Source organism: Streptomyces silvisoli (genome assembly GCF_029269905.1).
Lineage (GTDB): Bacteria > Actinomycetota > Actinomycetes > Streptomycetales > Streptomycetaceae > Streptantibioticus_A > Streptantibioticus_A silvisoli_A.
Genome location: NZ_JARJBC010000006.1, coordinates 299,142 through 323,580 on the forward strand (window position 1 = coordinate 299,142; position 24,439 = coordinate 323,580).

The 24,439-nt window shown below is 67.5% G+C and carries 21 protein-coding genes; 13 read left to right on the plus strand and 8 right to left on the minus strand.

Annotated features, from left to right (window positions below):
• Positions 1-207: 207 nt before the first annotated feature.
• The gene (locus tag P3G67_RS13060; protein ID WP_276093602.1) at positions 208-978 is read right to left on the minus strand and encodes a hypothetical protein; all 771 of its coding nucleotides are present in this window, start codon (positions 976-978) and stop codon (positions 208-210) included.
• 537 nt (positions 979-1,515) lie between these two features.
• On the opposite strand from P3G67_RS13060, the gene P3G67_RS13065 reads away from it, so the two are divergent.
• Positions 1,516-1,641 carry a hypothetical protein gene (locus P3G67_RS13065; protein WP_276093638.1) on the plus strand — a complete coding sequence of 42 codons (126 nt, stop codon included), beginning with the start codon at positions 1,516-1,518 and terminating at the stop codon, positions 1,639-1,641.
• Positions 1,642-1,671: 30 nt separating this feature from the next.
• A complete protein-coding gene (locus P3G67_RS13070) occupies positions 1,672-2,160 on the plus strand; it encodes a class I SAM-dependent methyltransferase (RefSeq protein ID WP_276093603.1) in 489 nt (162 codons plus the stop codon).
• 1 nt (position 2,161) lies between these two features.
• Here the strand turns inward: P3G67_RS13070 and P3G67_RS13075 are convergent, their stop codons facing one another.
• The 6 genes from P3G67_RS13075 to P3G67_RS13100 all read right to left on the minus strand — a co-directional run bounded on the left by P3G67_RS13075 (position 2,162) and on the right by P3G67_RS13100 (position 11,421).
• The gene (locus P3G67_RS13075) at positions 2,162-2,857 is read right to left on the minus strand and encodes a hypothetical protein (RefSeq protein WP_276093604.1); all 696 of its coding nucleotides are present in this window, start codon (positions 2,855-2,857) and stop codon (positions 2,162-2,164) included.
• Positions 2,858-3,109: 252 nt separating this feature from the next.
• Entirely contained in the window at positions 3,110-7,168 is a 4,059-nt protein-coding gene (locus P3G67_RS13080) for an SGNH/GDSL hydrolase family protein (RefSeq protein WP_276093605.1), read from the minus strand.
• A 537-nt stretch (positions 7,169-7,705) separates the two neighbouring features.
• Positions 7,706-7,999 (minus strand): hypothetical protein, encoded by a 294-nt coding sequence (locus P3G67_RS13085; protein ID WP_276093606.1) that lies wholly within the window; start codon positions 7,997-7,999, stop codon positions 7,706-7,708.
• 324 nt (positions 8,000-8,323) lie between these two features.
• Complete coding sequence (locus P3G67_RS13090) at positions 8,324-8,896, minus strand: hypothetical protein (protein WP_276093607.1); 573 nt, start codon at positions 8,894-8,896, stop codon at positions 8,324-8,326.
• A gap of 617 nt (positions 8,897-9,513) precedes the next feature.
• Positions 9,514-9,921, minus strand: coding sequence for an acyl-CoA thioesterase (locus tag P3G67_RS13095; RefSeq protein WP_276093608.1), 408 nt, complete (start codon positions 9,919-9,921; stop codon positions 9,514-9,516).
• A gap of 12 nt (positions 9,922-9,933) precedes the next feature.
• On the minus strand, positions 9,934-11,421 hold the full coding sequence (locus P3G67_RS13100) for a helix-turn-helix transcriptional regulator (protein WP_276093609.1): 1,488 nt from the start codon (positions 11,419-11,421) through the stop codon (positions 9,934-9,936).
• A 665-nt stretch (positions 11,422-12,086) separates the two neighbouring features.
• Between P3G67_RS13100 and P3G67_RS13105 the strand changes: the two genes are divergently transcribed.
• The 3 genes from P3G67_RS13105 to P3G67_RS13115 are packed head-to-tail and all read left to right on the plus strand — an operon-like array spanning position 12,087 to position 15,090.
• The gene (locus P3G67_RS13105; protein WP_276093610.1) at positions 12,087-12,746 is read left to right on the plus strand and encodes a hypothetical protein; all 660 of its coding nucleotides are present in this window, start codon (positions 12,087-12,089) and stop codon (positions 12,744-12,746) included.
• The gene (locus P3G67_RS13110; protein ID WP_276093611.1) at positions 12,746-13,900 is read left to right on the plus strand and encodes an MAB_1171c family putative transporter; all 1,155 of its coding nucleotides are present in this window, start codon (positions 12,746-12,748) and stop codon (positions 13,898-13,900) included. Before P3G67_RS13105 ends, P3G67_RS13110 begins: the two co-directional genes overlap by 1 nt.
• Positions 13,894-15,090: an amidohydrolase family protein gene (locus P3G67_RS13115; protein WP_276093612.1), complete on the plus strand. Its 1,197-nt coding sequence runs from the start codon at positions 13,894-13,896 to the stop codon at positions 15,088-15,090. Before P3G67_RS13110 ends, P3G67_RS13115 begins: the two co-directional genes overlap by 7 nt.
• A 32-nt stretch (positions 15,091-15,122) precedes the next feature.
• Here the strand turns inward: P3G67_RS13115 and P3G67_RS13120 are convergent, their stop codons facing one another.
• Positions 15,123-15,992 (minus strand): helix-turn-helix transcriptional regulator, encoded by an 870-nt coding sequence (locus P3G67_RS13120; RefSeq protein ID WP_276093613.1) that lies wholly within the window; start codon positions 15,990-15,992, stop codon positions 15,123-15,125.
• Positions 15,993-16,298: 306 nt separating this feature from the next.
• On the opposite strand from P3G67_RS13120, the gene P3G67_RS13125 reads away from it, so the two are divergent.
• From P3G67_RS13125 to P3G67_RS13160, 8 genes are all read left to right on the plus strand, one after another.
• A complete protein-coding gene (locus tag P3G67_RS13125; RefSeq protein WP_276093614.1) occupies positions 16,299-17,489 on the plus strand; it encodes an MSCRAMM family protein in 1,191 nt (396 codons plus the stop codon).
• Positions 17,490-18,017: 528 nt separating this feature from the next.
• Complete coding sequence (locus P3G67_RS13130; protein WP_276093615.1) at positions 18,018-18,443, plus strand: class E sortase; 426 nt, start codon at positions 18,018-18,020, stop codon at positions 18,441-18,443.
• A gap of 40 nt (positions 18,444-18,483) precedes the next feature.
• Positions 18,484-19,539: a hypothetical protein gene (locus P3G67_RS13135; RefSeq protein WP_276093616.1), complete on the plus strand. Its 1,056-nt coding sequence runs from the start codon at positions 18,484-18,486 to the stop codon at positions 19,537-19,539.
• A gap of 448 nt (positions 19,540-19,987) precedes the next feature.
• Entirely contained in the window at positions 19,988-20,887 is a 900-nt protein-coding gene (locus tag P3G67_RS13140) for a helix-turn-helix domain-containing protein (protein WP_276093617.1), read from the plus strand.
• Positions 20,884-21,573, plus strand: a complete 690-nt coding sequence (locus P3G67_RS13145) for a zinc finger domain-containing protein (protein ID WP_276093618.1) — start codon at positions 20,884-20,886, stop codon at positions 21,571-21,573. The genes P3G67_RS13140 and P3G67_RS13145 overlap by 4 nt, the downstream gene beginning before the upstream one ends.
• A gap of 205 nt (positions 21,574-21,778) precedes the next feature.
• Entirely contained in the window at positions 21,779-22,405 is a 627-nt protein-coding gene (locus P3G67_RS13150) for a WhiB family transcriptional regulator (protein ID WP_276093619.1), read from the plus strand.
• Positions 22,402-24,093: a hypothetical protein gene (locus P3G67_RS13155; RefSeq protein ID WP_276093620.1), complete on the plus strand. Its 1,692-nt coding sequence runs from the start codon at positions 22,402-22,404 to the stop codon at positions 24,091-24,093. The genes P3G67_RS13150 and P3G67_RS13155 overlap by 4 nt, the downstream gene beginning before the upstream one ends.
• Entirely contained in the window at positions 24,090-24,281 is a 192-nt protein-coding gene (locus P3G67_RS13160) for a hypothetical protein (RefSeq protein WP_276093621.1), read from the plus strand. The genes P3G67_RS13155 and P3G67_RS13160 overlap by 4 nt, the downstream gene beginning before the upstream one ends.
• Positions 24,282-24,439: the final 158 nt, after the last annotated feature.

A 24,439-nucleotide genomic window follows, 5' to 3' on the forward strand; every position in this document is an offset into this window, starting at 1 on the left:
CAGGTGCCGATCCGCTCATCAACCGAGCGGACCGGTAAGAGCACTGACTCACCTCGTTCCCCGAGACAGGGGAACTGGCTCAGCGAAGCTGAGTTGGAGGACGGTGCGTGGTTGGTGCGGGGAGATGGGCACGCCCCCGGCGCAGTTGACGTGACGCCGTTGCTCAGAGCAGCCTCTCACCCGAATTGGTGAGCCGCCAGCACGACGCTATGGCTCTTGATCGTCTTGGACCAGTCGGGCCCACCGGCGGCGACCCATGCGCTCAGCCTCGTCACACACGATGCGGGTCACGGTCCATTCCGGTCCGAGAGGGTGGTTCCCGCGGAGCTCCGTCGAAACCGCCACCGTCTGGAATCCACGGACCGGCGAGCCGAGAAGAGCAGTGGCCTGGTGGTAGCCGCCCCAGTCGAACCCGCTCAAAAAGGGGTCGAGGAGGAGCAAGGTCGGGTGGGCCCGTGCGTACGTTTCAGCCAGCGCAACCAGAATCTCCAGCCCGACGAGAGAATGAAGGCCGCGATCGCCGATGTCTGTTTCAACACAGTTTCCGAGCACGAAGTCGGCGCGGATCCGATCGTCAACTATCCGGGTGCGTTTGACCGCGCCGCCGACGATCTCAGGAAGGTCTGAGATCACCTTGCGCATCACCCAGTGGTCAAGGCCCAGGTCCTTGGCAAGGTCGTGGACGTCGGCGGGAAGGTCACCGCTCCACCGGGGCGCTCGGACCACTTGGTAGGGGAAGGCTACGAATGGAACCTCCTGCCCGTCGGCGAAGAAGTGGAGCCTCTCGCCCTCCGCCTTGAACTCGGCCCGCCGCGGCTGCGGGTCATACCAAGTGAGCGCCGCATGTACACGGGACGTCGGGTGGGCGACCCGTTCCATGATGTGGGAGGGGGCTGCCAGCCCCGACAGAAGCGAGATGAAGTGGCTCTTCCCAATTCCGTTCTTACCCAGGAACATGTTGCACCGGGAGAAGCGCACAGTAGTCGGTTCCTCCAGCCACACGTCCTCCGCGATCTCGATCGAGTGGAATCATCCGAAGGGTCGGGCGACGCCTCCGTGCTCCATGCGGACCCGGCCCTCGTGAAGATCTCGCCAGCCTCGCAGAAGCGACGCCGGATAGGCGTCGCCAGCGTTGGTATCGACAAGACGGGCGCATCGGGCACAAAGCCAGATGCCGTTGAGGGGATCGCTTCGCTGGTCGGCGTTCAGCCCGCCGGTGCCGCGGGGCCCGCCCGGTGCGGCGGCATAGATATGAGCCGCGGTCCCGGTCATCTCGACGTCGTCGATGCCCCTTCCGGGCCCGATGGTGAGTGCCCCGCAGCCGGGGTTCGAGCAACGAAAGGCCGCTCGAAGCGCGAGGGCACGTTTCGTTGCCTCACTGAAGTCAGCTCGTCGGCCAGATGTCCCAGTCCCCATTGCGCCCCCACCCGTCTCGCCGTCAGGACACCGTAGCTCTGCCGACAGACAGTGGCCGATGCCCCGCAACTGTCCTGGCTAACCGGAACTGCCGCAGACATGGAATGCGAGGAAGCCCTCGACCCCCTCAGCGGCATCACCTACGGCCTCATCCACAACGACCCTGAGGTCGTCGAGCGCGGCCGGCGGACCCTGCGCCGCCTCCACCGCACCCAAAGCGCCTGACCACCCCCTCGACCGTAAGGAGCAGCCTCGGTGGGATACACGCAGCAGGACGAATGGCACGAGCACTACGCCCGCGGCGAGAGCTTCCGGGCCCTGACCGAGACCGAACGCGCCGTACTGGATACCGCCCTGCGCCCGCAGGGCCCCGCCGTCGCCCTGGACGTGGGCTGCGGCCTGGGCGAACTCGCCCTCCATCTACACGAGCTGGGGTACGTGGTCGATGCCGTCGACTACGCGGAATCGGCTATCGAGCGAGCCGCCGCTCAAGCCCCGGACGGCGTGGCCGTGCGCTTCCTGAAGCACGACATCGAACACGACGACCTCGCCGCCCTGCCTCCGACATCCCGCCGGCCTGGATCACCTCGCTCATTGAGGGCGGGCGCCTCGTTGTCCCCCTTACCATCCACGGGTACAGCTGGGCCATCGGTAGCCGCACCGATGTGCATCAGGCGTCGGTGCGGTGCGGGCAATGCCGCGAGGTGGGCGGTGGGGCGGGCACGGCCGTCTGCGCATGGCTAGTCTAATTCGTGACTGTTTGGCCGTTCTTAAATACTTTGTAATAGTCGCCGGGAGGACTGAGTTCGAGCCTGAACACCATGCCGCACTGCTTGCGAATGTCGGAAACTGTTTCTGATTCGGGCTCACGCAGGAATCGGGTTAGAGGCGGATCATTGTCTACCCCGCCGGTTGGCTCTTCGATCAAAGGCGTGTGGTCGTGGACCGGGTCCCAGGTCAACGTCTGTCCTGAGCGGAACAGTTGGGTGGGCTCCTGTGCATGCGGGCCGCTTGGGTTCGGTCCGTGTGCTTGGTAGTAATCGACGAGCTTTCTGTGGTAGTCGTCGTGGGTGAACGGGATCACATCCCCGGGGAGGCCCGGTTGGGTCTGGTCATGGTCACCTGCGGTCAGGATGCTGTCGAGGACATCGCCGATCCTTTGGGGGTTGGCCCCGTAGTAGGCGGTGATGCGCATCGAGCATTTGATCTTGTAGGTGTCGCTTCCGTCCTGAAAGAACCACTGCTTCGCTGCCCCTCCTTGGCAGGTGTCGCGCACGACGACCAGGCGGAGGGCAAGGGGGGTGTGGTCGGCGTATGCCTGCGCTACGTCTCGGAGGCGCTTTTCTGTCTTCTGGCGGGCTTGCACCGCTTGGCTGCTGCCCGCCAGCTTGCGCATCTCCTTCGGGCTCGTAGCGCTGGAGGAGCAGGCGGAGAGGATCATCAGCGCGGCGGTAGCGAGGGCACCCGAGATGGTCTTGGTGCCACGGGAGGGTTGGCTTCGGTCTTCCCGTGTTGTCCAGCGTCTCATCATGTCCGCTATCTCCTCTCCGCCGCAGGAATCCGTTGGTTCATGGGCGTCTTTCCCTTGCCACTGTCGGCCAAGTCAGCAACGTGGCAGATGAGTTGCCGTAGTTTAGGCAGTTCCGGGGCAGCCCTGTAGAGGGCTGCCCCGGAGTGATCCGCTGGGGGATCGTTACAGGTTCATGCCTGCCATCGTGCGCTCGAGGGAGTTCGCATACAGGCGGGCTCCCCCGATCTTGGGGTGGAAGGACTGGGCCGACAGGCCGAACTGGTTGATGAGCGGCCAGTCCTTGATCGGGTTGTCGGACTTCACGAGGGTCTTGACGATGCCATGGACGTTTTCCGGATTGCCACACACCCCTTGGCCGAGGAAGTCGTTGGTCGGGTTGGAGTACCACACCTGGGCGCCCTGGCTCTTCGCGTCATCGGCCACGCCTGTCATCGCCGCCGCCAGGGTGTCGGCGGTGTTGTTGAGCCAGCCGGTGGACGCCGCGGACAGGCCGATGCTCAAGCCGCCGACACCGACTCGCAGGCAGGATCCGTCGTCGGAGATCAGCCGCGGATACCCCATGAGAACGATCTTCGCGTGCTTTGCCTGGTTGTGGATCGCCAGCAATGTGCTCGTGATGTCCGGGCGGACGATCTCGTTGATGATCCCCGGTACAGCCGTCTCCAGCGGCTGCCCGACGAACTTTTGGTCCCGGCCGCCGACGTTCGGGTCTGGCTTGTCAAACGTCTTGTCCTTGCAGTTGCCGCTGCCAGCCGACAGCAGGCACTTTTGGACAATGTCGGAGAACCGGGCGTCGTTGCCGCCGACGGAGATCGTGACCAGGGTCGTGTTGTCGTCCAGGTACCCCTGGTCGAGCTGGGGTACCTCGCCGCCGTTGTCCTGGATCACACCGTTGTGCATGATGTTGTAGGTGCGGGCGCCTGAGCATGCGATCAGGTGGTAGTCCATGTTCGGATCCCATGCGTCGTCCATGTCACCGATGGACTTCGATGCCCCCGGCAGCGTTGCCTGGCGCGTCCAGGCGTATCGGGACCGGTGGCAGGCGTCGCGTTCCTTCTCGTTGTTCTTGTCGCGGTAGTTGGTCTCCGGGTAGTAGTCGCGGTCGCCTTCTGATACGCCCTCACCGGAGGAGTACGAGTCGCCCATCGCGACGATCGAGTTCTTCGGCTTGCCGGAGAGCGGCTGGAAGGCGACCGCGCCCCAGGCGATGTCCTCGTCGGCCGTTCCGTCGGGGGTGTTGTTCGACAAGGCCACCGCTGGCTGCCCGGTGAAGTGGAAGACGCCCAGGCTCACCCAGCGTCCGGCACGCTGCTCGACATACCGGTCAGGGCTGCTGCTGTCACTGCCCAGGACGCTGTACTTCGCTTGCCTGGTCTGTGCGCCGATGTCGGGCAGGTGGACGAGGACGCGGGCCCAGTTGAGGTTCTGCCCGAGGGTCCAGGTGCCGTTGATGGTCATCCGGCCGCCATCGCCGCCGAGGTGGTCCGCGTTGCGGGTGTGGGCGTACCAGAAGTGTCCGCCGTAGCCGCCGCCGATCGAGTGCAAGTCCTCCTTGCCCTCGTAGTAGCCGCCGGTATCGGCGTTGAAGTGGAATTGGAAGCTTCCCGCCGAGCTGGCGCTGCCGCAGTCGGACCAGGTCTGCGTTCCGTCTGGGATCGATGCCACGACCTGCGCCCCCGGGGGAGTTCCGGTGCACACCGGGGTGCCGTCGTGCAGCCGGTAGCCGCGCCCCGGCTCCATGCCCAAGGTGGCGTACTTGATGTTCTCGTGGCCGCAGGTGGTCGCGCAGTCCTGTTTCCACGTCGCGTTGGGCTGGTTCCACCAAAACTGTGCGTAGCACGCCTCGTTCGGACACTTCGGCGGGGTGGAAGGGTCGCAGTTGTTCTGGTTGTTGCAGAACGTGCTCAGCGGTGGGGAGACCTGGTCGCGATAGAGGGTGTTGGTCCACCACGCAGGCCGGAATCCGGCGGAGGAGTATCCGGAATCGCCCAGCCAGTCCTGGCGTCCGTCCGTCGCGTAGGAGAAGCCGGTGTCGATGGACCATGCGGCCCAGCCCATCACCTTCTCCTCATACGGCCAGTCCTGTGGATGCGCGGCGTCGCGGTTGGCCTCCGTGCCGTCTACATCGGTGTCCATGAACGGGTGCCCCCAGCCCTTTGCGTACAGCGGGTTGGCCGGGTTGTTGTACCAGCCCAGGCCCCAGTGCCCGTCGTGGTTCGAGGCGTCCGAGGGTGGGTTGAAGCCGAGGTTGTAATTCCACACCGCGGTGAACCAGTTCTCCACCATCGAGGGGTCGTCGTTGTTGACGGTGACCTTCTGTCCGTCGGTGTGCACCTCGTTCCACTTGTCGGCGAGGATGTGGGTCGCCGCGGCGATGTTCGTCGCGTAGTCGATCGCCACTGCCTTTTGCACGGCCGGAGACAGGCTCGTCTCGCCCGGCTTCTCGTGGCCAGCCAAGCGCATGCCGTCGGTGACCTGTCCGACGCCGTACCCGCAGTCGGACTTGTCCCAGTGGATCTGCCAGTAGGCGTCCGGGTCGTCCTTCACGGCTTTGCGGCCGTAGTAGCCGTCCATCGCGGCGAGGGGATTGCCCATCTGGCCGGGGATCGAACCGCTTTCGGCCTGCCACAGGTTGGACTCCTGCGCCATGATGCCGAGCATCACGTTCGCCGGGATACGCCCGCCGCCCTTGAGCGTCGGCGGCGGGAACAGGCCCTGCGGATCGATCGTGCCCAGGCCGGCCTGGCTGCGGTATCCGCCCTGCCGCAGGTACTGCGCGTGCAGCTGCCCGCGAACGGCCATGTCGACGGCCCATTCCACCTGGTTCGGCGTCGGCTGCAACGCTTGCGCGTTCATGTCGTTGCGGGAGACAGCGCAGATACGGTCGGTATCCGCGGGATCCCCCGAGATACCGTCACCCGCCGCACGCGACATCTGGGGCCGCATGCTCCCGCTGGTGGATAGAGCGGGGGAAGGGTTCTTCCCGGTCGCCGCCGTGGTGTCCGCAACCGTCTGGGTGATCTTCTTCCCCGTAGCAGTGGCCGTGCTGGTGACCGTCACCCCCTCATCCCCAGCCATGGTTTCGGGGGCTTGTACGGGAAGACTGCGAGGGGCAGGCTCTGCCGTGGTGAACCCCTTGCCCGCGCTCTTGATGTGAGCCAGTCCGGCACGCACACCCCCGGTGAGAACCGGGTCCACGGCCAAGCGCCCCTGGGTGGAGATATCCGTGCCCGCGGGGGCATTGATGCGGGTCACACCGGTGCCGGCCGCCTTCGATGCTCCCTGGGGGTTGCCAGTGAGGAACACCCGGCCTTGGTCGCCGGGCATCAGGTCCAGATCGCCCAGCTTCCCGGAGGCGAGCACGATCGGCTTACCGTGCCCAGGCCACACCTTCGCCTGCGCGGTCTTGGTGTCCTTGCGGTCGACGAAACCGACCTTCCCGCCCTGTGCGGGCCGAATGTCGAAGGGGACGCTGTCCCCGATGGCGAGGCTGTTTACCTGGCCGGAGCGGTCTATGTGGACCAGACTGCGGCCGCTAGCGGCCACCGCTCCGTCCTCAACCGGCACGGCACTGGTGATCTCACCTTTCACGGTCGTATTGCCCAGCACCCCACCGGATGCGTTGACGGTCACCACACGAGTTTGCGTCGTGCTCGGGTCGTTGATGTCCCGGAAGGCGGTGAACGCTGCCGTGTGAGTTTGCGTGTTGCAGGATGGGTCGAAATACGCCAGCGACGCGGTGAACGGCAGCTTGTTCACCGTCCCGGCCTTGACGTTGACAATCGCGGCGAAGGCGCCACCTTGCATCAAGTCCGGCTTGTTCGTGAAGGTCCGCGGCGCGTAAACGGCCGCGACATGGTCCGGATCCATGACGCACTGGTTGCCGATCCACGAGTCCGCAGACATTCCCGGCTCGGCAAGGACAGCGACGGTCTTCCACTCGTACGCCTTGTCGCTGTCGGCGACCAGAATCTTCAGCCCGCTGGTGTCAGCGGCAGCCGTTACCGCACGGTCCTTGCTGGTCTGCCAGCCCTCGCCAAGGTTGCTGTCCGGATTCGTGACACGTCCAGGCGCAGCCGACTTACCGCCAGGGCCATCGCCGTGGTTGGGAGTCGGCTTCGGTGCCGCACCGGCGGGTGCGGCCTGTATCAGTCCGCCGACCAAGGCAGCGCAGGCCACCACAGCGGCCAGCGGCGCGCGTGTTCTCTTTCTGATTCTCAAGGGGAAGTAATCTTTCCGTTGCTCGTTTCGCCGCACCCGGACAGAGCACGGCTCCTCCCGCCCACCCCAGCCACAGGCTTCAAGGGCGGACGAGAGCTTGTTCAGTCAGTGGCGTCCAGGACAGCCCGGACGACGCACCTGGCCATCTCAGGTCGGCGTGTCTGCTCGGCGCCGGTGGCAGCTCAGGCCAAGTCCCCGCGAAACGCGGTGACTCATTCCCAGCCAGCGACGCCTGCAGACCCGCCAGCTACCCGGACAGCCGAAGGCCGACGTTCCATTACTGGGCTTCGCGCCGATACTGCGGCTACTTCAAGGAGCCGTGCTCGACGAAGAGACGGCAGTCCTCGCCGGTGTCAAAGCCGCAGGTACTGCTGACGTACTTCGCGACAACGAGGTCCACAGATACCGTGCCAGGCCGACGCTGCACACAGCGGACGGTGCGAGGGCCGCCACAGCGATAGCGGGCGGCGCCCATACCCCCACCCCGCATCGCTGCGCCGAATTCAGTCACCCCATCCGCAACGTCAACTGTGCTACTCATCCCCCTCCAGAGGAGGAGTTGACTGTGCGCCACACACGGTCGATCGTCACCACCGGATGGGTTGCATAAGGCGGGCCGCCTGGGCTGGCAGCCAAGGTCATGCCCGCACCGGCTGCCGGGCCTGGGTCGACCGTCCCAAAATTCAGGATGTGGGTGACGTCGAACCCGTTATCGCCCTTGACGGTGACCTGGAACTTGTACCAGGCGGTTTGCTCACCATCGTTCTCAACGCGTATCCCAAGGAGCATCCCCGGGTGCCCGTATGCGGGCACAGCTTTGAGAACCGTCACCCCATCCTTCACTGCAGCCGCCGCGCCACCTATGCCACTAGAAGACTGCGACGGCGTCTCAGTTACGCCTGAGCCCACCGAGGGCGCGACGGATACCGCAGACGGATCTCCCTTGGGATTCTTCTGCGAAGGAGAGGAGCCGGGAGTTTGCGCCCGGCTCGGGGATACGCTGGGCGCGGCGTCGGAGTGGCTGGGCGCTCCGCATGATCTGGCCCCCCAGATGGCGGCTGCGATGAGGACGGCTGCCGCTGCTGTGAACGTGGCGCCCCGCGCCGCACGGCGCGGGGCTTTCGACGAATGACGTCTCACACGGTGTCCTTCTCGCTAATCGCAAGGAGCGCTGGAGACGGTTCGGTTCACGATGTAGACCGAGTCGCTGGCCGAGTTCTTCATCAAGGCCGTGATAGTGCCGCAGTCATTGGGGCTCATATACACAGGTCCGGCGTACTGGCTGTAGTTGCCTTCGTCGGAGTGGCAGGTGACGTCGACGCGGTTGTCGCAGATCTTGAGCTTCATCCACCTGGGAATGCCCAGGTTGTTGTCGAACACCGCGCACACGGGAGCATCAGGCCCGGCCCAGCTCCCCTTGGAGTAGATGAAAAGTGTGCCGAACCGCTCCTGCGGTGTGGGCAGCGCGTACCCGGTCGCGAAGGAGTAGCCAGAGCCGCATACGGTCTGTGCAGCTGCAACCTGCCGCGAGTGGGATGCCGCGAAGGCTTTCGCCTTGGCATCGGCGTTGGGTGCGAGCCGAACCTGCGAAGACAGCGGCGAGTTGACGGCGGCCACCGCTTGCGGGGCGGCCAGGGTCAGGCACCCGAAGATGGCGGCGATCGTGGCGACTAAGGAGCGCCCACGGCTACGGCCGGGCAGGCCGGATCTTGAAAATCGTATGGACATCGTGGTCCCCCTGTGCAGTCTCACAGCTTTGTGCCTTCCAAAGCAGGGGAGACCGGTTTGCACACAAGCCACATAGGCCCAACTCGCCCGCCCCCCAGGTGGTAGGCGATAGTGGTCAGCTACCGCCACGCCAGGACGATGACCTGGCCATGACGAGATTCCTACCAGCCGCCACCAATCCAGCCTAAAGTTAAAATTTCAAGAAAATTCATTCAACTAACTGGCACCCCCCGAACTCCCCATCAGAGCAGTGACTTTGACGTGGTATCAGCATATTGAAAGGGCCTGGCTGTGACAGCGCTCACAGAGGGCCGGCCCTGACGCTGTCGTCTGCTCCGGCGAGGCGCCGGTAGCGACGCATGCCCAACGCGTCAGCCAGGCCCAGCGGGTGGTAGCTGACGATGTCGCCGGGCAGGGCTTCCACATCAGTTCGTAGATCCTGGGACCATCCCCGTGCACGCGGGGAGCACGAGGCGGTTGGTCTTCCCTGCAGCGCGCCCCACCGGCTCGCGACTTCCTCTCCTCGCTCGCCAACTGACCGAGGCCGTACGCTCCAGGCGTCCCGGCGCGGGAGGCGGCCGGACCGTGTCGTGGATGATGGGAGCGATGCCCGGCGCTCAGGAGTCGCTGTAGCGGGCGATGAACGCCTGCTCGGCCTCGGTGAGGCGGCGAGGGCGGCCAGTGTCGAGGTTGAAGGCGGCGATGGCGGTCGTGCCCTCGGCATAGAGCTGGTCAGCATCGCGGATCTCGTACGCCAGCTCGAAGGAGACCGCCCGGCTGTGAGTAACCCGGACGTGCACGTCCACCGGGTCTTCGCGGTAATGCAGCGGGGCTCGGTACTCGACGCTGGCGCGGCTCACGACGAACGCGTTCTGGCGGCGGCCGGCCTCGTCGTCGATCAGCACTTCCCGGAACATGCGCGTGCGCGCCTCCTCCATGAACCGGAGGAACAGGGCGTTGTTGACGTGCCCGTTGGCGTCGGCGTCCGCCCAGCGCAGCGGACAGGGGTAGATGTAGCTGTTCACGAAACAGGCTTTCTACGAGGCAGTCGGGGGAAGGTCCGCAGAGGCCGCAGCAGCGTGAAGCTCGCCGCCGCGTCGTCCGCTATGCCCGGGCCTGAGAGTGCGCAACGCCGGGCTGGGCCGCAGCTCGGTGACCAGGCTGGCTACGTCTTGGCAGTCGGGGCGCCTGTGGTCGTGTCCAGACAGGTCCTCGTGGATTTCGCGGAGCAGTCGCTGTTCCTCGTCGAGTTCGCGGAGGAGCTGCTCGATACGGGAGGCGGCGGCGTCGGGGGGAGCTGGAAGCGCGATGCGCGTCAATTGCTTCAGCTCGGCTCGGGCCTGTGCTGGCAGTGGTCCCCGCGGTACACGGGCGATCACGGTGGAGGGCGACACTTCGCTGACGCCCCACTGTCCGGGGGCCTCTTCGACGGCCCAGATCACGGTGCGTTTGGACGGCGAGAGGGTCAGCTGGCAGTCGGATGCCACGAGGCGGCTGAGGGCGGGCAGGAGGATGCCTCCCTTGCCGGCACGGGTCGCGGCCTGGTCCGCGTTTTCCACCACGAGGCGAGCGGTACGGACATCTTCGGCGCGGAGGCGTTCTGCTTCCGCAATCCGCTCCTGGGCTCGGTCGATCTCGCGCGGCGTGTTGTGGGTTTCGTCCAGCCAGCCGTTACGGATACCGCCCAGTGCGTCTCGCTGGCTGTCTGGTTCCGCCTCGACCCAGGTCATGACGACGAAGCGGCAGTCGGGCATGATCGCGGGGTACGCAACGTGGCTGACGATTTCGATCGTCTTCCAGCCCAGGGTCGGCACGCTGGCCAAGAAGACGTGACCGTCGCGGTGCTCGACCAGGTCGGTGTCCGCATCCCAGATCTGCCGGATCTCGGGGTTCTTCTTGACGTCCTCGATCAGTTCCTGAAGGTCTGCATCATCACGGTGGGTGGTGAGCGCAAACCGGAGCATCCGGACGAAAACCGTGGCGTGCTTGTGCCAGTCGTGATAAGTGGCGCGTCCCTCGGCGGTCGTGAGGGCCCAGCGGATCAGATTGGCCCTGGGCTCCATCACCCACGGCCATAGCTCGGCCATGGCCTCGTTGTACGCGAGGATGTTCCAGTTGCGGTCGGACAGGTAGGTGGGGCTGGGCATCTGCCGGTCGATGAGGAGCCTCAGCGCCGGCTTCACATCATGATGGCCCTCGGCCGGCACGGAGCGCAGGTAGGTGCCCACGTTGTGGAGCAGCAGGGCGTGGCGCTCCTCTTGGTCTAGTTTCAGCACCTCTGCCAGAGCTTCGCACTGGGCCTGTGAGAACCGCGGCGTCGCGCCATGTTCGATGGTTCGGTACGTGCGCTCGCTGATGCCCAGGGCCCGCCATACGGGGCGCTGCGTCAGGCCGGCGGCTTCGCGCCATTGCTTGAGCATCGCGCCGAACCCCATGTACTGACCGGCGACTCCGGTGGGCCGTTCGGAAGATGTCCTCTTCCCGGCAGAGCCCTTCCCGCTGCCAGCCCGCCGTTGCGCGACCATCAGCCCTCCTGTCGTGTCCTCGATCCTGGGGGACGCCCGATTTCGGGCATGAAAAAGGAGGGTCAGCACGATCGCACTGGCCCCCCTGCGTCTCGCACAAGACAATACGCAAGATCTTGCGATCTTGCGCACTTGTGGTATCGGCCACATACCACCAGGAATGTCCTGGTTCAGGATTGAACGTTCTGGCGACAACGGCAGGGATATTGCTCGCGAAAGGGACATCCCTCCCGTCTGCATCGACAGGGAGCACAGGACCGGCAAATGTTTGCCGGTTTTCGCCCCCCTCCCATTGCGGCCGGTCTAGACCATGAATGCGAAGCCACTCCCCCAATCCGCCGGATGCCTTCATTCCGCTTGTAAATCAAGGCAATTAGGGGCTCACAGGCGCCCTGACCGGCGGGCGCCACCCGAGCGATCTATCCCTGCAAATCGGGCATAAGGTCGCCGTTGACGCTCGCTTAGCGGTCTGACTTAAATCTCTTACCGGCTGGTTCGACAAACGGTTTCGGCATGAGACGCACGGGGTCGAGTGAAGATCATCTCCGAGATCACCGGGGCTATTCCGCCCTTCGATGGGACGCAGCGGTGGGGCACTGATGCCCCTCACCCCAGCGCATCGCAAGTTCGGCTGTGGGGGAAAGTCATGAGGTTGAGGAACAGTTATGTGGTGGTGGAACGGCGCCCCGGACGCCTGGAGTGCCCTTGTCCAGGGAGCGGCGGAGGCCGACGGTCGCGGCGAGGGCACGGGTGCGGACACAGGACAGGCCGTGGCCGCGGTGCGGCGACCAAGGCGTACCTGGCGTAAGCGTCCGGTCGACAGCGATCTGCAGCGTCGCATCCGGCAGGAACTGCGCGACCTCGACGTCCAGCCTCCGCTGCGTGTGGAGGCTCTGTGCGAGGCTCTCGGCGAGAAGCGCGGGCGCCCCATCGAACTTCGGGCGTATCCCCTGCCGAAGCCTGGGCCCTCGGGTCTATGGCTCGAAACCCCGACGGCGGACCTCATCATCTACCAGCAGGAAACAACCAAGCTCCACCAGGACCACATCATCCTGCACGAGATCGGGCACATCCTCGCGAACCACCGGAGCGACGACCGCGTGGCTGAGTGGAATGCCGTGATCCCAGGGCTCACACCCAGCGCTGTACGCCGAGCGCTCGGCCGCTGCACCTACGACGATGCGCAGGAGCAGGAGGCAGAGCTCGTCGCGACCATCATCTTGCAATGGGCCTCTGTGCTGGACCGCGTCACCTGCTCCGCCCCGGTGGACCCCTCACTGCGCCGCCTCCACAGCACCCTTGCTGACCACGTGGGATGGCTGTGATGGCGATAGTCGTGTTCCTCACCGCCCTCGCCATCGCCTTCCTCTGGAGGCTCTTCCAGTGGCGGAAGGACCCGCGCAACCCGTCGCAACGCAGCCTGACCTTGTGCATGCTGTGTGGTTTTGTGTCGTACCTGGCCGCCACCCCGGACGGGTCTGACTTCGGCACCGTCGCCGACCAGGGGTGGGGCAAGCTCGTGCAGAACGTGATGCTCCTGGCGGCGGCGTACTTCCTGATGTGTATTTACCTGTACGCCGCGGCGGATGAGCGCGTCGGCAGGAGGCGTGCACGGCTCGATGGCCTGGCCCTGGCTGTCGCCGTCGGTGTGATCACCGTCGCGGCGGTGGCCGCACCGCGCGCCGCTCTCACCGGCAGCGCATCGACGGCGGACATGACGATCCCCCAGGTCGCCGCGTTCTACCTCACGGCCGGCCTGTACATGCTCTACGCGCTGGCCGCGGCCTGCTACTGGACCCGCCGGTATGCCCGGATGTCCCAGCGTCCGTTGTCCACTGGCCTTTGGATGGCGGCTGTGGGGCTGCTCGGCATGGCTATGGTGTGCGCGGTGAATGCGGTGCTCGTGATCGTCCGCTCCGGGGGTGGCGCCGTACCAAAGCCGCTGACGGTCACCGTGGCGGTCACGTTGATGGTCTCCCTGGTGCTGCTCGCCTTCGGCTTCACCTACCCGGGCGTGCGAGCGCGGTTCGCCGCCTTGCGGGTATGGCGTGAGCACCGCCGCATCCACCGCCAGCTGGAACCGCTGTGGCGGCTGCTGTGCCGGGCGTACCCCCAGAGCGTCCTGAAGCCCTCTGCCACTGCCTGGCGTGACCGCTGGCGGGCCGGCGGCGTTCATCGCCGCTACCACCGCCGAGTGGTGGAATGCCGTGACGGCTTGGTGCACATCAGCACGCACCTTCAGTGCTACCGGCACGACGGCGCCATCGTGGACCTGGCCCCGCCCGAGGTCCTGGCCCAGCACCTGCGCACCGCCGTTGAAACAGTCACGAACGGCGCACCGATCTCGGAACGGGCGACCCCGCTGGCCGTGCCGCCGGACGATGATCGGGACACTGACGTAAGGCAGTTGGTCGCGCTCGCGCAGGCGTTGCGCACCGCAGGGGATCCACGAGTGGAAGGGAAGGAACTGACGTGCTGATCACGGCTGGACGAGTCCTCATCGATGCCACGGGCGAGTGCGTTGCAGAGGGCGCAGTCCTCATCCGGGGCGGCACGATCATCGCCGCAGGCCGACACACTGATGTGGAATCACAGGCGCAGCCTGGGGAGGCACGGTTGTCTTTCCCCCGCTCCACAGTGCTGCCCGGGCTGATCGACGCCCATGTCCACCTGTGCTTCGACGGCGGGCCCGACCCGGTCACCATGCTGCAAGGTCGGGACGACGAATCTCTCCTGCACGACATGAAGCGGCGGGCCGAGCAGCTGCTGAGCATCGGCGTGACCACCGCACGCGATCTGGGCGACCGAGGCGGCCTCGCCCTGCAGCTGGCCAGCGCCATCTCTCAAGGTTCCGCCGTGGGTCCGCGCCTGATCTGCGCGGGGCGTCCGCTCACCACCAAGGGCGGGCACTGCTGGTTCCTCGGTGGTGAAGTCGAGGGCGAGGACGAGATTCGCAGCCTCATCCAGCGCAACATCGCAGCCGGCGCGAAGGTCATCAAGGTCATGGCGACCGGTGGCGGTCTCACCAAGGGCGGCCCGGCCAGCTGGGCGTCGCAGTTCAGCCCGGAGGAGCTTGCGATCGTCGTGCGGGAGGCTCACCAGGCTGGGCTTCCTGTTGCCGCCCATGCCCACGGCGCTGACGGCATCGCAGCGGCCGTGGCCGCCGGGGCCGACACCATCGAGCACTGCTCGTGGATGACGCGCGACGGCTTTGGCGTGCGCGAGGATGTGCTGGCCCAGATCATCGACAAGGGCATCTTCGTGTGTCCTACGACCAGCCCTCAGTGGCGGCGGCTGCCCGAGATCTTCGGACCAGAGCGCGCCGAGGCTCTGGTCGGCATGGCTCGGCAGGTAGCCCAATCGGGGGCGCGGCTGATCGCCGGCACGGACGCCGGAGTGGGGCGTGCCGGCTTCGACGGGCTGGTTTCCAGCCTCGGCTTCTACCGGCACCTCGGGCTGCCGAACAGCCGGATCATCGAGATGGCCACCGGGGAGGCGGCGCGCGCCCTGGGCCTGGGTGATGTGACGGGTCGGATCGCCCCGGGCTACAGCGCGGACCTGCTCATCGTCGACGGCGACCCTCTGGCGGATCTCGATGCACTGCGGTCGGTCAACACCGTGTTCGCTGCCGGCAGGCAGTACCAGCCGAGCCGCGCCACGGGCGAGTAGCTCGTGCGGCCGTCATCCAGGCAGGGCCGAGGTCACTGTCCCCCGTCGCCGACGGCGGGCAGTCCTCGGTCCTGGAGCTCGGTGACGACCGAGTTGACGAAGGCGAGCACGTCCGCGGGAAGCCCTTCTTCTCCCACTCCGCTCGCCGCAGCGCGAATGATCTTGCCTTCCCGGGCAGAGGCAAGGAGCTTCAGTCCCTCGTAGACCTGCCGGGCAACGGCATTCTGGGGCTCGAAGTACAGCGGCTCGACCCCGAAGACCGTGGCCAGCCCGTGGTAGACGATCGGCTTGGCCGTGGGCTGGGCGCCGGACAGAAGCGCCTTCACTTCCGCTTCCGAGACGACCGCAGCGCCTGCCCACTCGTTGATCCCCTGGGCGATCTCATCCGCCGTCGGCGCGACCTGATCGCCCGGGTACAGGTGCTCCATCAAAAACGCGATCTTGTCCGCGAGCGCCGTGGGTACCTGGCCCGGCTCCGGCACGTCCCGCCCGAAGGACCGCTCCTGCGCGGCCAGCAGGGTGTCGACGCTGACCCCGTACGCCTCCGCCAGCGGTGGGACGTACTTCGGGTCCAGTCGGCGGATTCCACGCTCCGCCCGGCTGACGGGCGCGTGGCTCTTGGTACCGATGAGCCGGCCGGTGTCCTTCTGGTAGATCCCGGCATCGGCCCGCAGGTCCGCGAGGTCAGGCAGACCCTCTCGGGGGAAGAGTGCGTCCAGGGACTTGCCGAGGACCTTGGCGAGAGCCGGCAAGACCTCGGCGTCAGGACGCTTCTTGCCGTTTTCCCAGTTCGCCTCGGCGGAGTCGGAGACACCCAGCGCCTGCCCCACCTGGCTCTGCAGGAGTCCCGCCTCGATGCGCGCCACCTTGATGCGGCGTCCGTCGACGAGACGCTGGGACATGTAAAGCGCTCCAATGCATGCAAGGTTTGGTGAGTCCACCTTAGCAACTTGTGTGTGTGCGCGGAGACAGATAGCCTGACTATGGCGAGATCGATCGGGGAGAAAACGCGTTCTACCTGGTCTTGTTCTTCGCCCACGCACAGAAACTTCCCTGCCCTTGGGGCGGGAAGCGGCACCGGGCCCAGCCAGCTGCTGGCCTGAGAAACCCGTTGGCGGGCCCGGCATCATCCCCATTCGGAGACATGCATGAGTTTTGCATCATCACCTGCCCCTTCGCACGCCGCGCGTCGGTTTCGGCGTTCGCTGGTGGCTGCGTCAGCGGTGGCGGTGGGCGCGGGTGCGCTGCTGGCGCCGAGCGCGTCGGCGGCTGATCAGTGGGGTCAGGGTTTCCTGATCCCGGACTCCGCCGGACACGCGGGCGCCTCGCACATCGGCGACTACCGGTCCGCGGTACCGGGCGCGATCGCGTACTGCGCCGACCCCGGCCTTGCCGGGCCGCAGGCCGCCGGCGGTTACGGGACGGCCCGCGACTTCACCTCCTGGACCTCGCAGGCCACCGGCAAGGCCGCGACCGCCGCACAGGTCTCCCAGGCCGCGTACATCGTGTCGAAGTACGGCCAGGCCGGCTCGGACGCGCAGGCCGCCGCTGTGGACGCGGACGTCTACACCCTCTTGAACGCCGGGTCCACCTACGCCCTGCCCGCCGGGACGCGGGCGGTGCAGCGGCTGTCATACCCGCAGGTGGACTCGCAGGCGAAGACGCTGGCCACCGCGTACCTGAACGAGGCCGCACGGTTCGCCGGCCCGTACACGGTCCACCTCCAGCCGCTGGCCGCGCTGCGGCCCGGTGTGACGACCGGCATCAAGATCACCGTGACCTCCGCCGCCGGAAACGCGGTCCCGGGCATCCGGCTCAACCTGAAGGCCGCCCTCGACGGGAAGCAGGTGGCGGAAGACACCGAGTCCACCAACGCCGACGGCATCGCCTACGCGCACGTCACGGCCGCAAAGGGCCACAGCGTCACGCTCACCACCCAGGCCACGGGCCTGCCCGGCACCACGCTGCGCGCCGTCCTGCCCCACAACAAGGGCGCGCAGCGCATGGTCCTCGCCGGCGGCACCACCAGCGCCACGGCGCAGCTGACGATGACGGCCACCGGGGAGGGCGGCCGGATCAAGGTTGCCAAGACCGCGGGCGACACGGGCAAGCCGCTGGCCGGCGTCAAGTTCGCGGCGCGCAACAAGGACGGCAAGACGGTCGCGACCGGCACGACCAACGCCGACGGCATCTGGCAGACCGCCGAGCTGCCGGCGGGCGAGTACACCGTCCACGAGGTCCAAGCGGTCGACGGCTACCAGCTGGCGGCCGACCAGCAGGTGACGGTCAAGGACGGCAAGGCCACTGCGGTCGCCGTGCAGGACACCAGGATCCCCAAGCCCACGGTGCCCAAGCCGCGGCCGGTGACGATCAAGGTGCTGCCGAAGACCGGCGCCTGACCCCCCGTCGGTGCGCGGTCTCCCACCGCGCACCGACGTGCAACTCCGCAGCGGGGCGGGGGCCCTGAGCCGGTCCCCGCCCCGCCGCGTACCTCCGTCCCGACCTCTCGCGCCCTGGAAACACCTATGACTGAGTCCCCCAACCCTCCCCGCAGCAACGCAGATCTGGCAGATCAGACTCCCCTCCCGACGCCATCCAGCGACGTATCACGGCACAGCAGCGCTGTCCGCTGGTGCAATCGCCGCCGAGGCGTCATCGCCGTCGGCATCACCGCCGCCGTCGCGCTCTCCGCGACCGGGGTGGTCCTGACGCAATCCACCGAGGCACCGAAGACCCACGCGGCTCCGGTTACTCCGACAGCAACCGCGTCATCCCACGCGAGCCCGTCTCCGCGCGGCACAGGCGAACCGTCCAGTCCTACGGCCGCGACCCGCGAGGCCACTCATGCGCTCGCCGACTGGGCCGTTCACAGCTCCCCCTCGGGCGATAGCACCGTGTCAGGGGCGGGAGGGCCCATCATCGACGTGGTGCGCATCCCTGCCCTCGGCCGGAACTGGGCACAACCCGTCTACCAGGGCACCAACCCTGAGCAACTGCGAGCCGGGCTCGGGCACTTCGACGGCACGGAAGCGGCGGGACAGATCGGCAACTTCGTCCTCGCCGGCCACCGCTCCGGTATTCCCTCACCTCCGCTGCGGAACATCGACAGCATCACACCAGGTGCCTCGATCACCGTGTCCACACCGCAGCGGATCACCTACACCTACACCGTCACCAGCATCTCCACCGTCGACCCCGCCGACGTCGCTGTCACGGCACAGGTCCCAGGCCAGCCCAGCGCGACGCCCACCAAGGCGATGCTGACGCTGGTGACGTGCTGGCCCGCGGACGGTCACAGCAAGCGAGTGGTCGTCGAGGCGCCGCTCGCCTCCGCCCGAGGAGGCGAACTGTGAATTCCGCAAGGACTGGTCGCGGACTGCGCGGGAGAGCGTGATGCTCGGAGCAAAGAGGCACAGCGACAGCGCGGCCTGGACGGCCGGCGACGCATTGCATGCGAAGGCATCCCTTGTCGGATGGCTGCGCACCAAGTCCGCTGCCCGTGCCCTGTACAACACATTCACGGCAGACGACGAACATTCCCTCGTCCCGTGGGGCGAGATGCCCCTCGATGAGCGACAGCTACGGCTCCACGAGCATCTGGCCGATCGAACCGTTCCAGACTCCGAGCCGGAAGACCCTGGACCGAAGCTGCAGTTGAGTTCTGCAGCAGTGCGAGATTGCGAACTCGTCTATGCCGATCTTGCCATGGGCAACATGGTGGCTGCGGCAGTACAATCCATCCCCGCTATAGAGCTCCGCCCCCACCATTTCCTGTCCCCATTCGGCATGGTCATCTTCTCCAAGCCTTTTCCGGAAGTTCGGGTCGATCCCGCGCCAGATATGCTCGTGCGCGGAAGATCGCGCTTTCAGCCATGCGCCTACATATGGGAGGTTGGGGAGTCCGCGGTCATAGTAACGGAGTGGGAACGCCGTTTCGGGCCCCACACCCTTGGGCACCTAGGGGACGCCTTCTACGAAGGACTCGCTCCCGCCTCGGTGACGGTAGGCCGCTTCGGAGACAAAGATTGGTCCCTAGACTGGCACCGGCAAAACCCGTTGGCAGTTCTGTTGTCGCTGACAGCGCTGTCGCGACAGCCACTTGCACACATCGACGTACCCAAAGTGCCCCAACAGGTTGCCGGGCGCGCACGCAGGGCCGGCGTTGATGTGCAGCGGTTCCGCCGGATTCGGCTCCGGCAGCCGGAACGCGCAGCGCTCGAACTCCAGGCAGCCCGGGACAAGGCCAATGGCACCACACGAGCTGGACATTGGGTGCGCGGCCATTGGCGGCAGCAGTACTACCCGAGCATTGACGAGCATCAGGCTGTATGGATTGAAGGCCATCCGCGGGGAGATTTCACCAAACCCGCATCCAACGCGCCGAGAATTCTGATTGCCAACGGCGATCGGAACACGAAACGGCGGGTTTCAAGCCCCGTGCCCTGCTAGAGCATCGATGTCCTTTCAGGACTTCGAGAGCTATGTCTGGCCTTCCAGCAGCGGTCTGCGTATGTTGCTGGTCCCCCGCCGGGAGAGCCCGCCCGGCGGGCCGCTGAAAGTGAAGGGGGGGGAACCGTGGGACGTGCACCGCCCGGCTCCGAACGTGGCACCGGCGTCTGAAAGTTGCACCTTCCAGACGCCGGGCGGCCAATGACACTCCCGCCCGTACAGGGGCGTGAGATCACCCACCAGCACCGCACCGGCCCCTTTCCACAGGCAAACCGGAGCGGCTTCACTTCACAGGAGAGTGTCGCATGCCCTCTGCCCTGCGCAAAAGGCTCGCCGTAGCGGCCTGCGCGGCAACCGTCTGCGCCTCGGCACCGTCCCGCCCCGGCCGAGAGCACACCACCACCGCCTCGGCGAACAGCTGCTCCCGCATCGTGGGCAGGAGCGGCCGATGAGTAGGGATGCCCGCGAGTGGGTGTGGGAGCACAGCTCCAGCCGGGGAACCGCGCGTCTGGTCCTGCTGTCGATCGCCGACCGGGTGGCCGACGAGCAGTGCATCGCCTGGGCCTCCCTGGGCGGCCTGGCCGAGCGCACGAACGCCTCCAAGTCCTCGGTGCGCGACGCCCTCGACCGGCTGCTCGACAGCGGTGAGCTGGAACAGCTCGACGACTTCACCGGTCCGCAGCGCAGCACGGTCTACCGCCTGCCCCTCGCCGCCAAGGCCGCGGCGGAAGCCGCGAGGGAGGAGACGGACGACGCCGCCGCACCGGCGGACGACCCTGCGGCCGGCCCCACACTCCGGCTCTCGGCCCTGCGACGGTACGGAATCCGTCCCCGCGAAGTACCGGAATCCACCAGCACGTACCGGAATCCGGCAGGTCCGAAATCCGGTACCCCCAGACGGAAACCGGTACAGCGGCGTACCGGAAACCGGCACAGCGATGTACCGGAAACCGGCACACAGAACCGTAGTGAACCGAAGGTGAACCGTAGGTACAGCAGTAGTGGTACCGCCGTCACCTCGGCTGGCGAGTGGCAGGTCGACCCAGCCACCCACGCCTGGGCTCGCGAGCACGGGCACCTCGACCGTCTCGGCGAGGAGGGCCTGCAGGCGGCCGACGCCAAGTGGCGCGCCCACCGGGCCGACTTCAAGCCCCGGACGGCGACTGCCTGGGCTGCCGACTGGCGCTCCTGGGTCGCCCGGGAGCACGCCCCCAGCCGCCCAAAGCTCTATGCCCTGCCTGGCAGTGGCTCCGCCCCGAAGGGCGGCATGACCCGCGCTGAGGCCCACACCGCCGCCCTCCTCGCCGCCCTGGGCGAGCCGACCGGAGAAGGAGCAATAGCCCAGTGACCCCGCACGAAGTCGGCGCCCTGCTGGCCTACCTCGGCCGCCTCGACCCTCGCCTGATCCGGACCGACACCGGCGAGGCCCGCGACCAGATCGCCCAGTGGCACGAGCTACTCGGCGACGTTCCCCTGGCCACCACCCACGGCTGGGACACCCGCACCGTCGCCCGAGAGCACATCCTCGACTCGCCGTACCCGATTCTGCCGGTGGACATCGCCCGCAAGTGGCGCGCCTACCGACGCGACCGGCTGCATCGGCATACCGACCCCACGCCGGCTGCCGACCCCGACGACCAGGCCGCCTGGCAGGCTGAGCTGGCACGCACTCGGCGTGCGGTTGCCTCGGGGGCGGCCGTGCCCACGGCGTACCGGCAGATCGCCAGCGGGCGGGTGCGTCCTGACCTGGAGGAGCGGCTGCGGAAGATCGGCTCGTGCATCCCGCCGGCCGTGCGCGCCGAACTCGCCCCCTACCGGGCCGTCCGTGCGGCCCGCGAGGCCGCCATCGCCGCAGGTAGCCCCGACGCGCTCAGCGTGCGATGCGAGTGGTGCCACGCCACCGAGGGCGAGCCCTGCCGCAGCCGACGCATCGGCCTGGACGGACGGGCCCGGGGGAACGCCCCGCGCGCCACGCCGCACCCCAGCCGCGTCGACCTCGCCACGGCGGCACAGGCCCAGCCCGCAGCAGCGTGATCGCCCGCCGACCGCTCGCTCGGCACCACCGACTCCGGCACTAGACCGGAGCAGGGGGCGAACCGCTCGCTGAACCGCCCCTCACGAACCTCCCCCTCCGGTGCGGCCCTGCTGCCGCGCCCCTGCCCGCCTCGACGTCGCGTCCGCCGCACCCACCACCGGTGCCGCGCTACCCGCCCCTCCGAGGCGACTTCCGGAGACCGACTTGCGCTACATCACCACCAACGACACGCCCGCCCCGACCCTGCGGGGGATCGCCGACCACAGCTGGCAAGCCCGGGGCCTGTGCCGCGGCATGCCGGCCAAGGACATCGACGAGCTGTTCTTCCACGCGGCGCGCGACCGCGCGGCCATCGACGAGGCGAAGGCGATCTGCGGCCGGTGCCCGGTCAAGAAGGCGTGCTTCGACTACGCCCTCGACAACGAGCTCCGCCACGGCATCTGGGGCGGGCTCACCGAGACCGAGCGCCGCCCCTGGCACGCCAAGGTCAACAAGCGCCTGGACTACAGCCGCGTCAAGGCCGCGTTCGAGGGACGCGACGTCCACCTCAGCGATGCCGAACGCGAGGCCGTCACCCGCCACGCCTACGCCCGCGGCTGGAGCCCCGAACGCCTCGCCTACGCCCTCAAGCTCGACCTCGACTGGGCCCGCGACCTGATGCGCAACGCCGCTCACGCCGTCGCCGACCGCGACCGCTACTGGGGGCTGTACGGCGAGGACGCGACCACCGACGACGAGCACGCCGAGGACGACGCCGGCACCTCGCCCGTGCAGGTGCCCCGCCAGGTGCACACCCACGCTCTGATCGCCGCTCTCCGAAAGGCAGCATGACCCCCCTCATATCCCTCGGGACCGTTCCGATCGACCCGGCGTACGCGGTCGCAGCCGGCGCCGCGCTCGCACTGGCGCTGGTCGCATGGCGCAAGAGGCACGCGCGGTCACGAACCGAAGCAGCGCGCTCGGGCACCCTCGCGGTCTGTGTCGCCTCCCTCGCCGCCCTCGGCTGCACCATCTACTCCGCCGACACCAGCTGGCGCTTCGCCGCCGACTACCTCGACATGGCCGGCACCACCGAACGCGCCATGATGTTCGGCGCAGCGGAACTGGCCCTGTTCGCCACCGCGCTGATGGCCCGGCAGAACCTCGCCACCCAGGGGGCGCCGGGGCTGCCTGGAGGCTTGGTCTGGGTGATCACCGGGGTGCAGGTCATCCCGGCGTACGCCGAGTCGGGGCCGGTGGGCGGCACGGTGCGGGCCTTCGTCGGCCCGGTCCTGGCCGCCATGCTCTGGCACCTGGCCATGGGCATCGAATTGCGGCTGCGCAAGCCCGACGCCGCCTCGCAAGGGGTCCTGGCCACGCTCGGGCGAGAGATGCGTGAGCGTCTGTTCTCGCGCCTCGGCCTCGCTGCGCGCAACCGGAACGCAGCGCAGATCACCCGCGACCGCGCCACTGCCCGCGCGGTGACCCTCGCCTCGCGCCTGGCCAGCCTGGCCCCCGACAAGCGCAAGAAGCGCCGGGGGCAACGGACCGTGCGTCGTCTGGAGGCGTCTCTCGCACGATCCGGTGTGGGCACCGACCCGGAACAGCGGCGCGCACTGTTGGATCAGCTGGCCGCCCGTCGGCATGCTGCGGCGCTGGCGACGGTCGACCTGCCCTCGCCGTGGTCCCACCCCTCACGGGACCGGGTCGAGGACCGAAGGGAGCAGCACCCGGCCCACCTGCACCCCGACGACCTGGAGGCGTTCTGGGACCAGCTCGTCCGGTGGCTGCGCTCGGTCCCCGATGCCGGTCCCGAAGCAGGCGATCAGTCGATCGGGGACCGTCCCGACGCAGGCCACGCGGGACCGGCTGCGGGGACCGAGGCCGGCGTAGACGGGGACCGTGAACCGGCTGGGGACCGTGCAGATAAGGGGGGCTGGGGCCTGCCCGGCGGTACCGACACCGCCCCGATCGGGGACCACGAAGATTCGGTCCCCGGGACCGACGAGGCCGGTGACGACGCGGCCGGAAGGGCCAGCGATGCCCTCGAAGTCGCTGCTCAGGGCACCACGAGCCCGTCCCCAACTCTGGTCCCCAACAAGGATGGGGACCAGGATCGCCCGGACTCCGAAACGGGGACCGAGCCGGGCGGGGACCGTCCCCACACGGTCCCCAACGACGACGGGGACCAGGACCGCCCCGACACCGAAACGGGGACCGAGCCAGGCGGGGACCGTCCCCACACGCTGCCCGTGCGGAGGAAGCCGAAGTCGAAGGGGCCGCGGAACCGCCCCGGAGGCGGGCAGACCAAGCGCACTCGGACACAGCAGCTGACCGTGGACCAGATGGTCGAACGCGTCCGACCGCACGTGCCAGCGCTGCTGGAGCGCGACGGAAACGAGTCCCTCACCCGGGTCCAGCTGAGGGAGATCCTCCGCGCCCAGAACCTCCAGGGCGGCCGGAACGAACGCCTCACGCCGGTCCTGCAGCAACTGCGCAACGAAGCAAGCACCACGACGACGAGGAGTACGACCCGATGAAGACCTGCCAGCGCTTCACGCGCATCCGAAGCGGCTACGAGACGGACATCCGCTTCCTGCTCAATCACTCCGACCGCCACCAGGGCACCGTGTCGGGCAAGGTCAGCGCGAAGAACGCGATCGCTGTGAAGCGGAAGATGGCCAGGGCGTTGAACTGGCACATCGATCGCTGCCCTGAGTGCGGCTGACGCCCGCAAAGACGCAGGTCACGCGCCTGCATTCGGCACTTCCGAACCGGTGGCCCGGCCTTGCGCCGGGCCACAGCCCCCGCCACGGAGGAGACGCCATCCACACCCGACACCCGCGTAAGTACGCACCGACCACTGCCGAAGCCGACGCCTGGGCG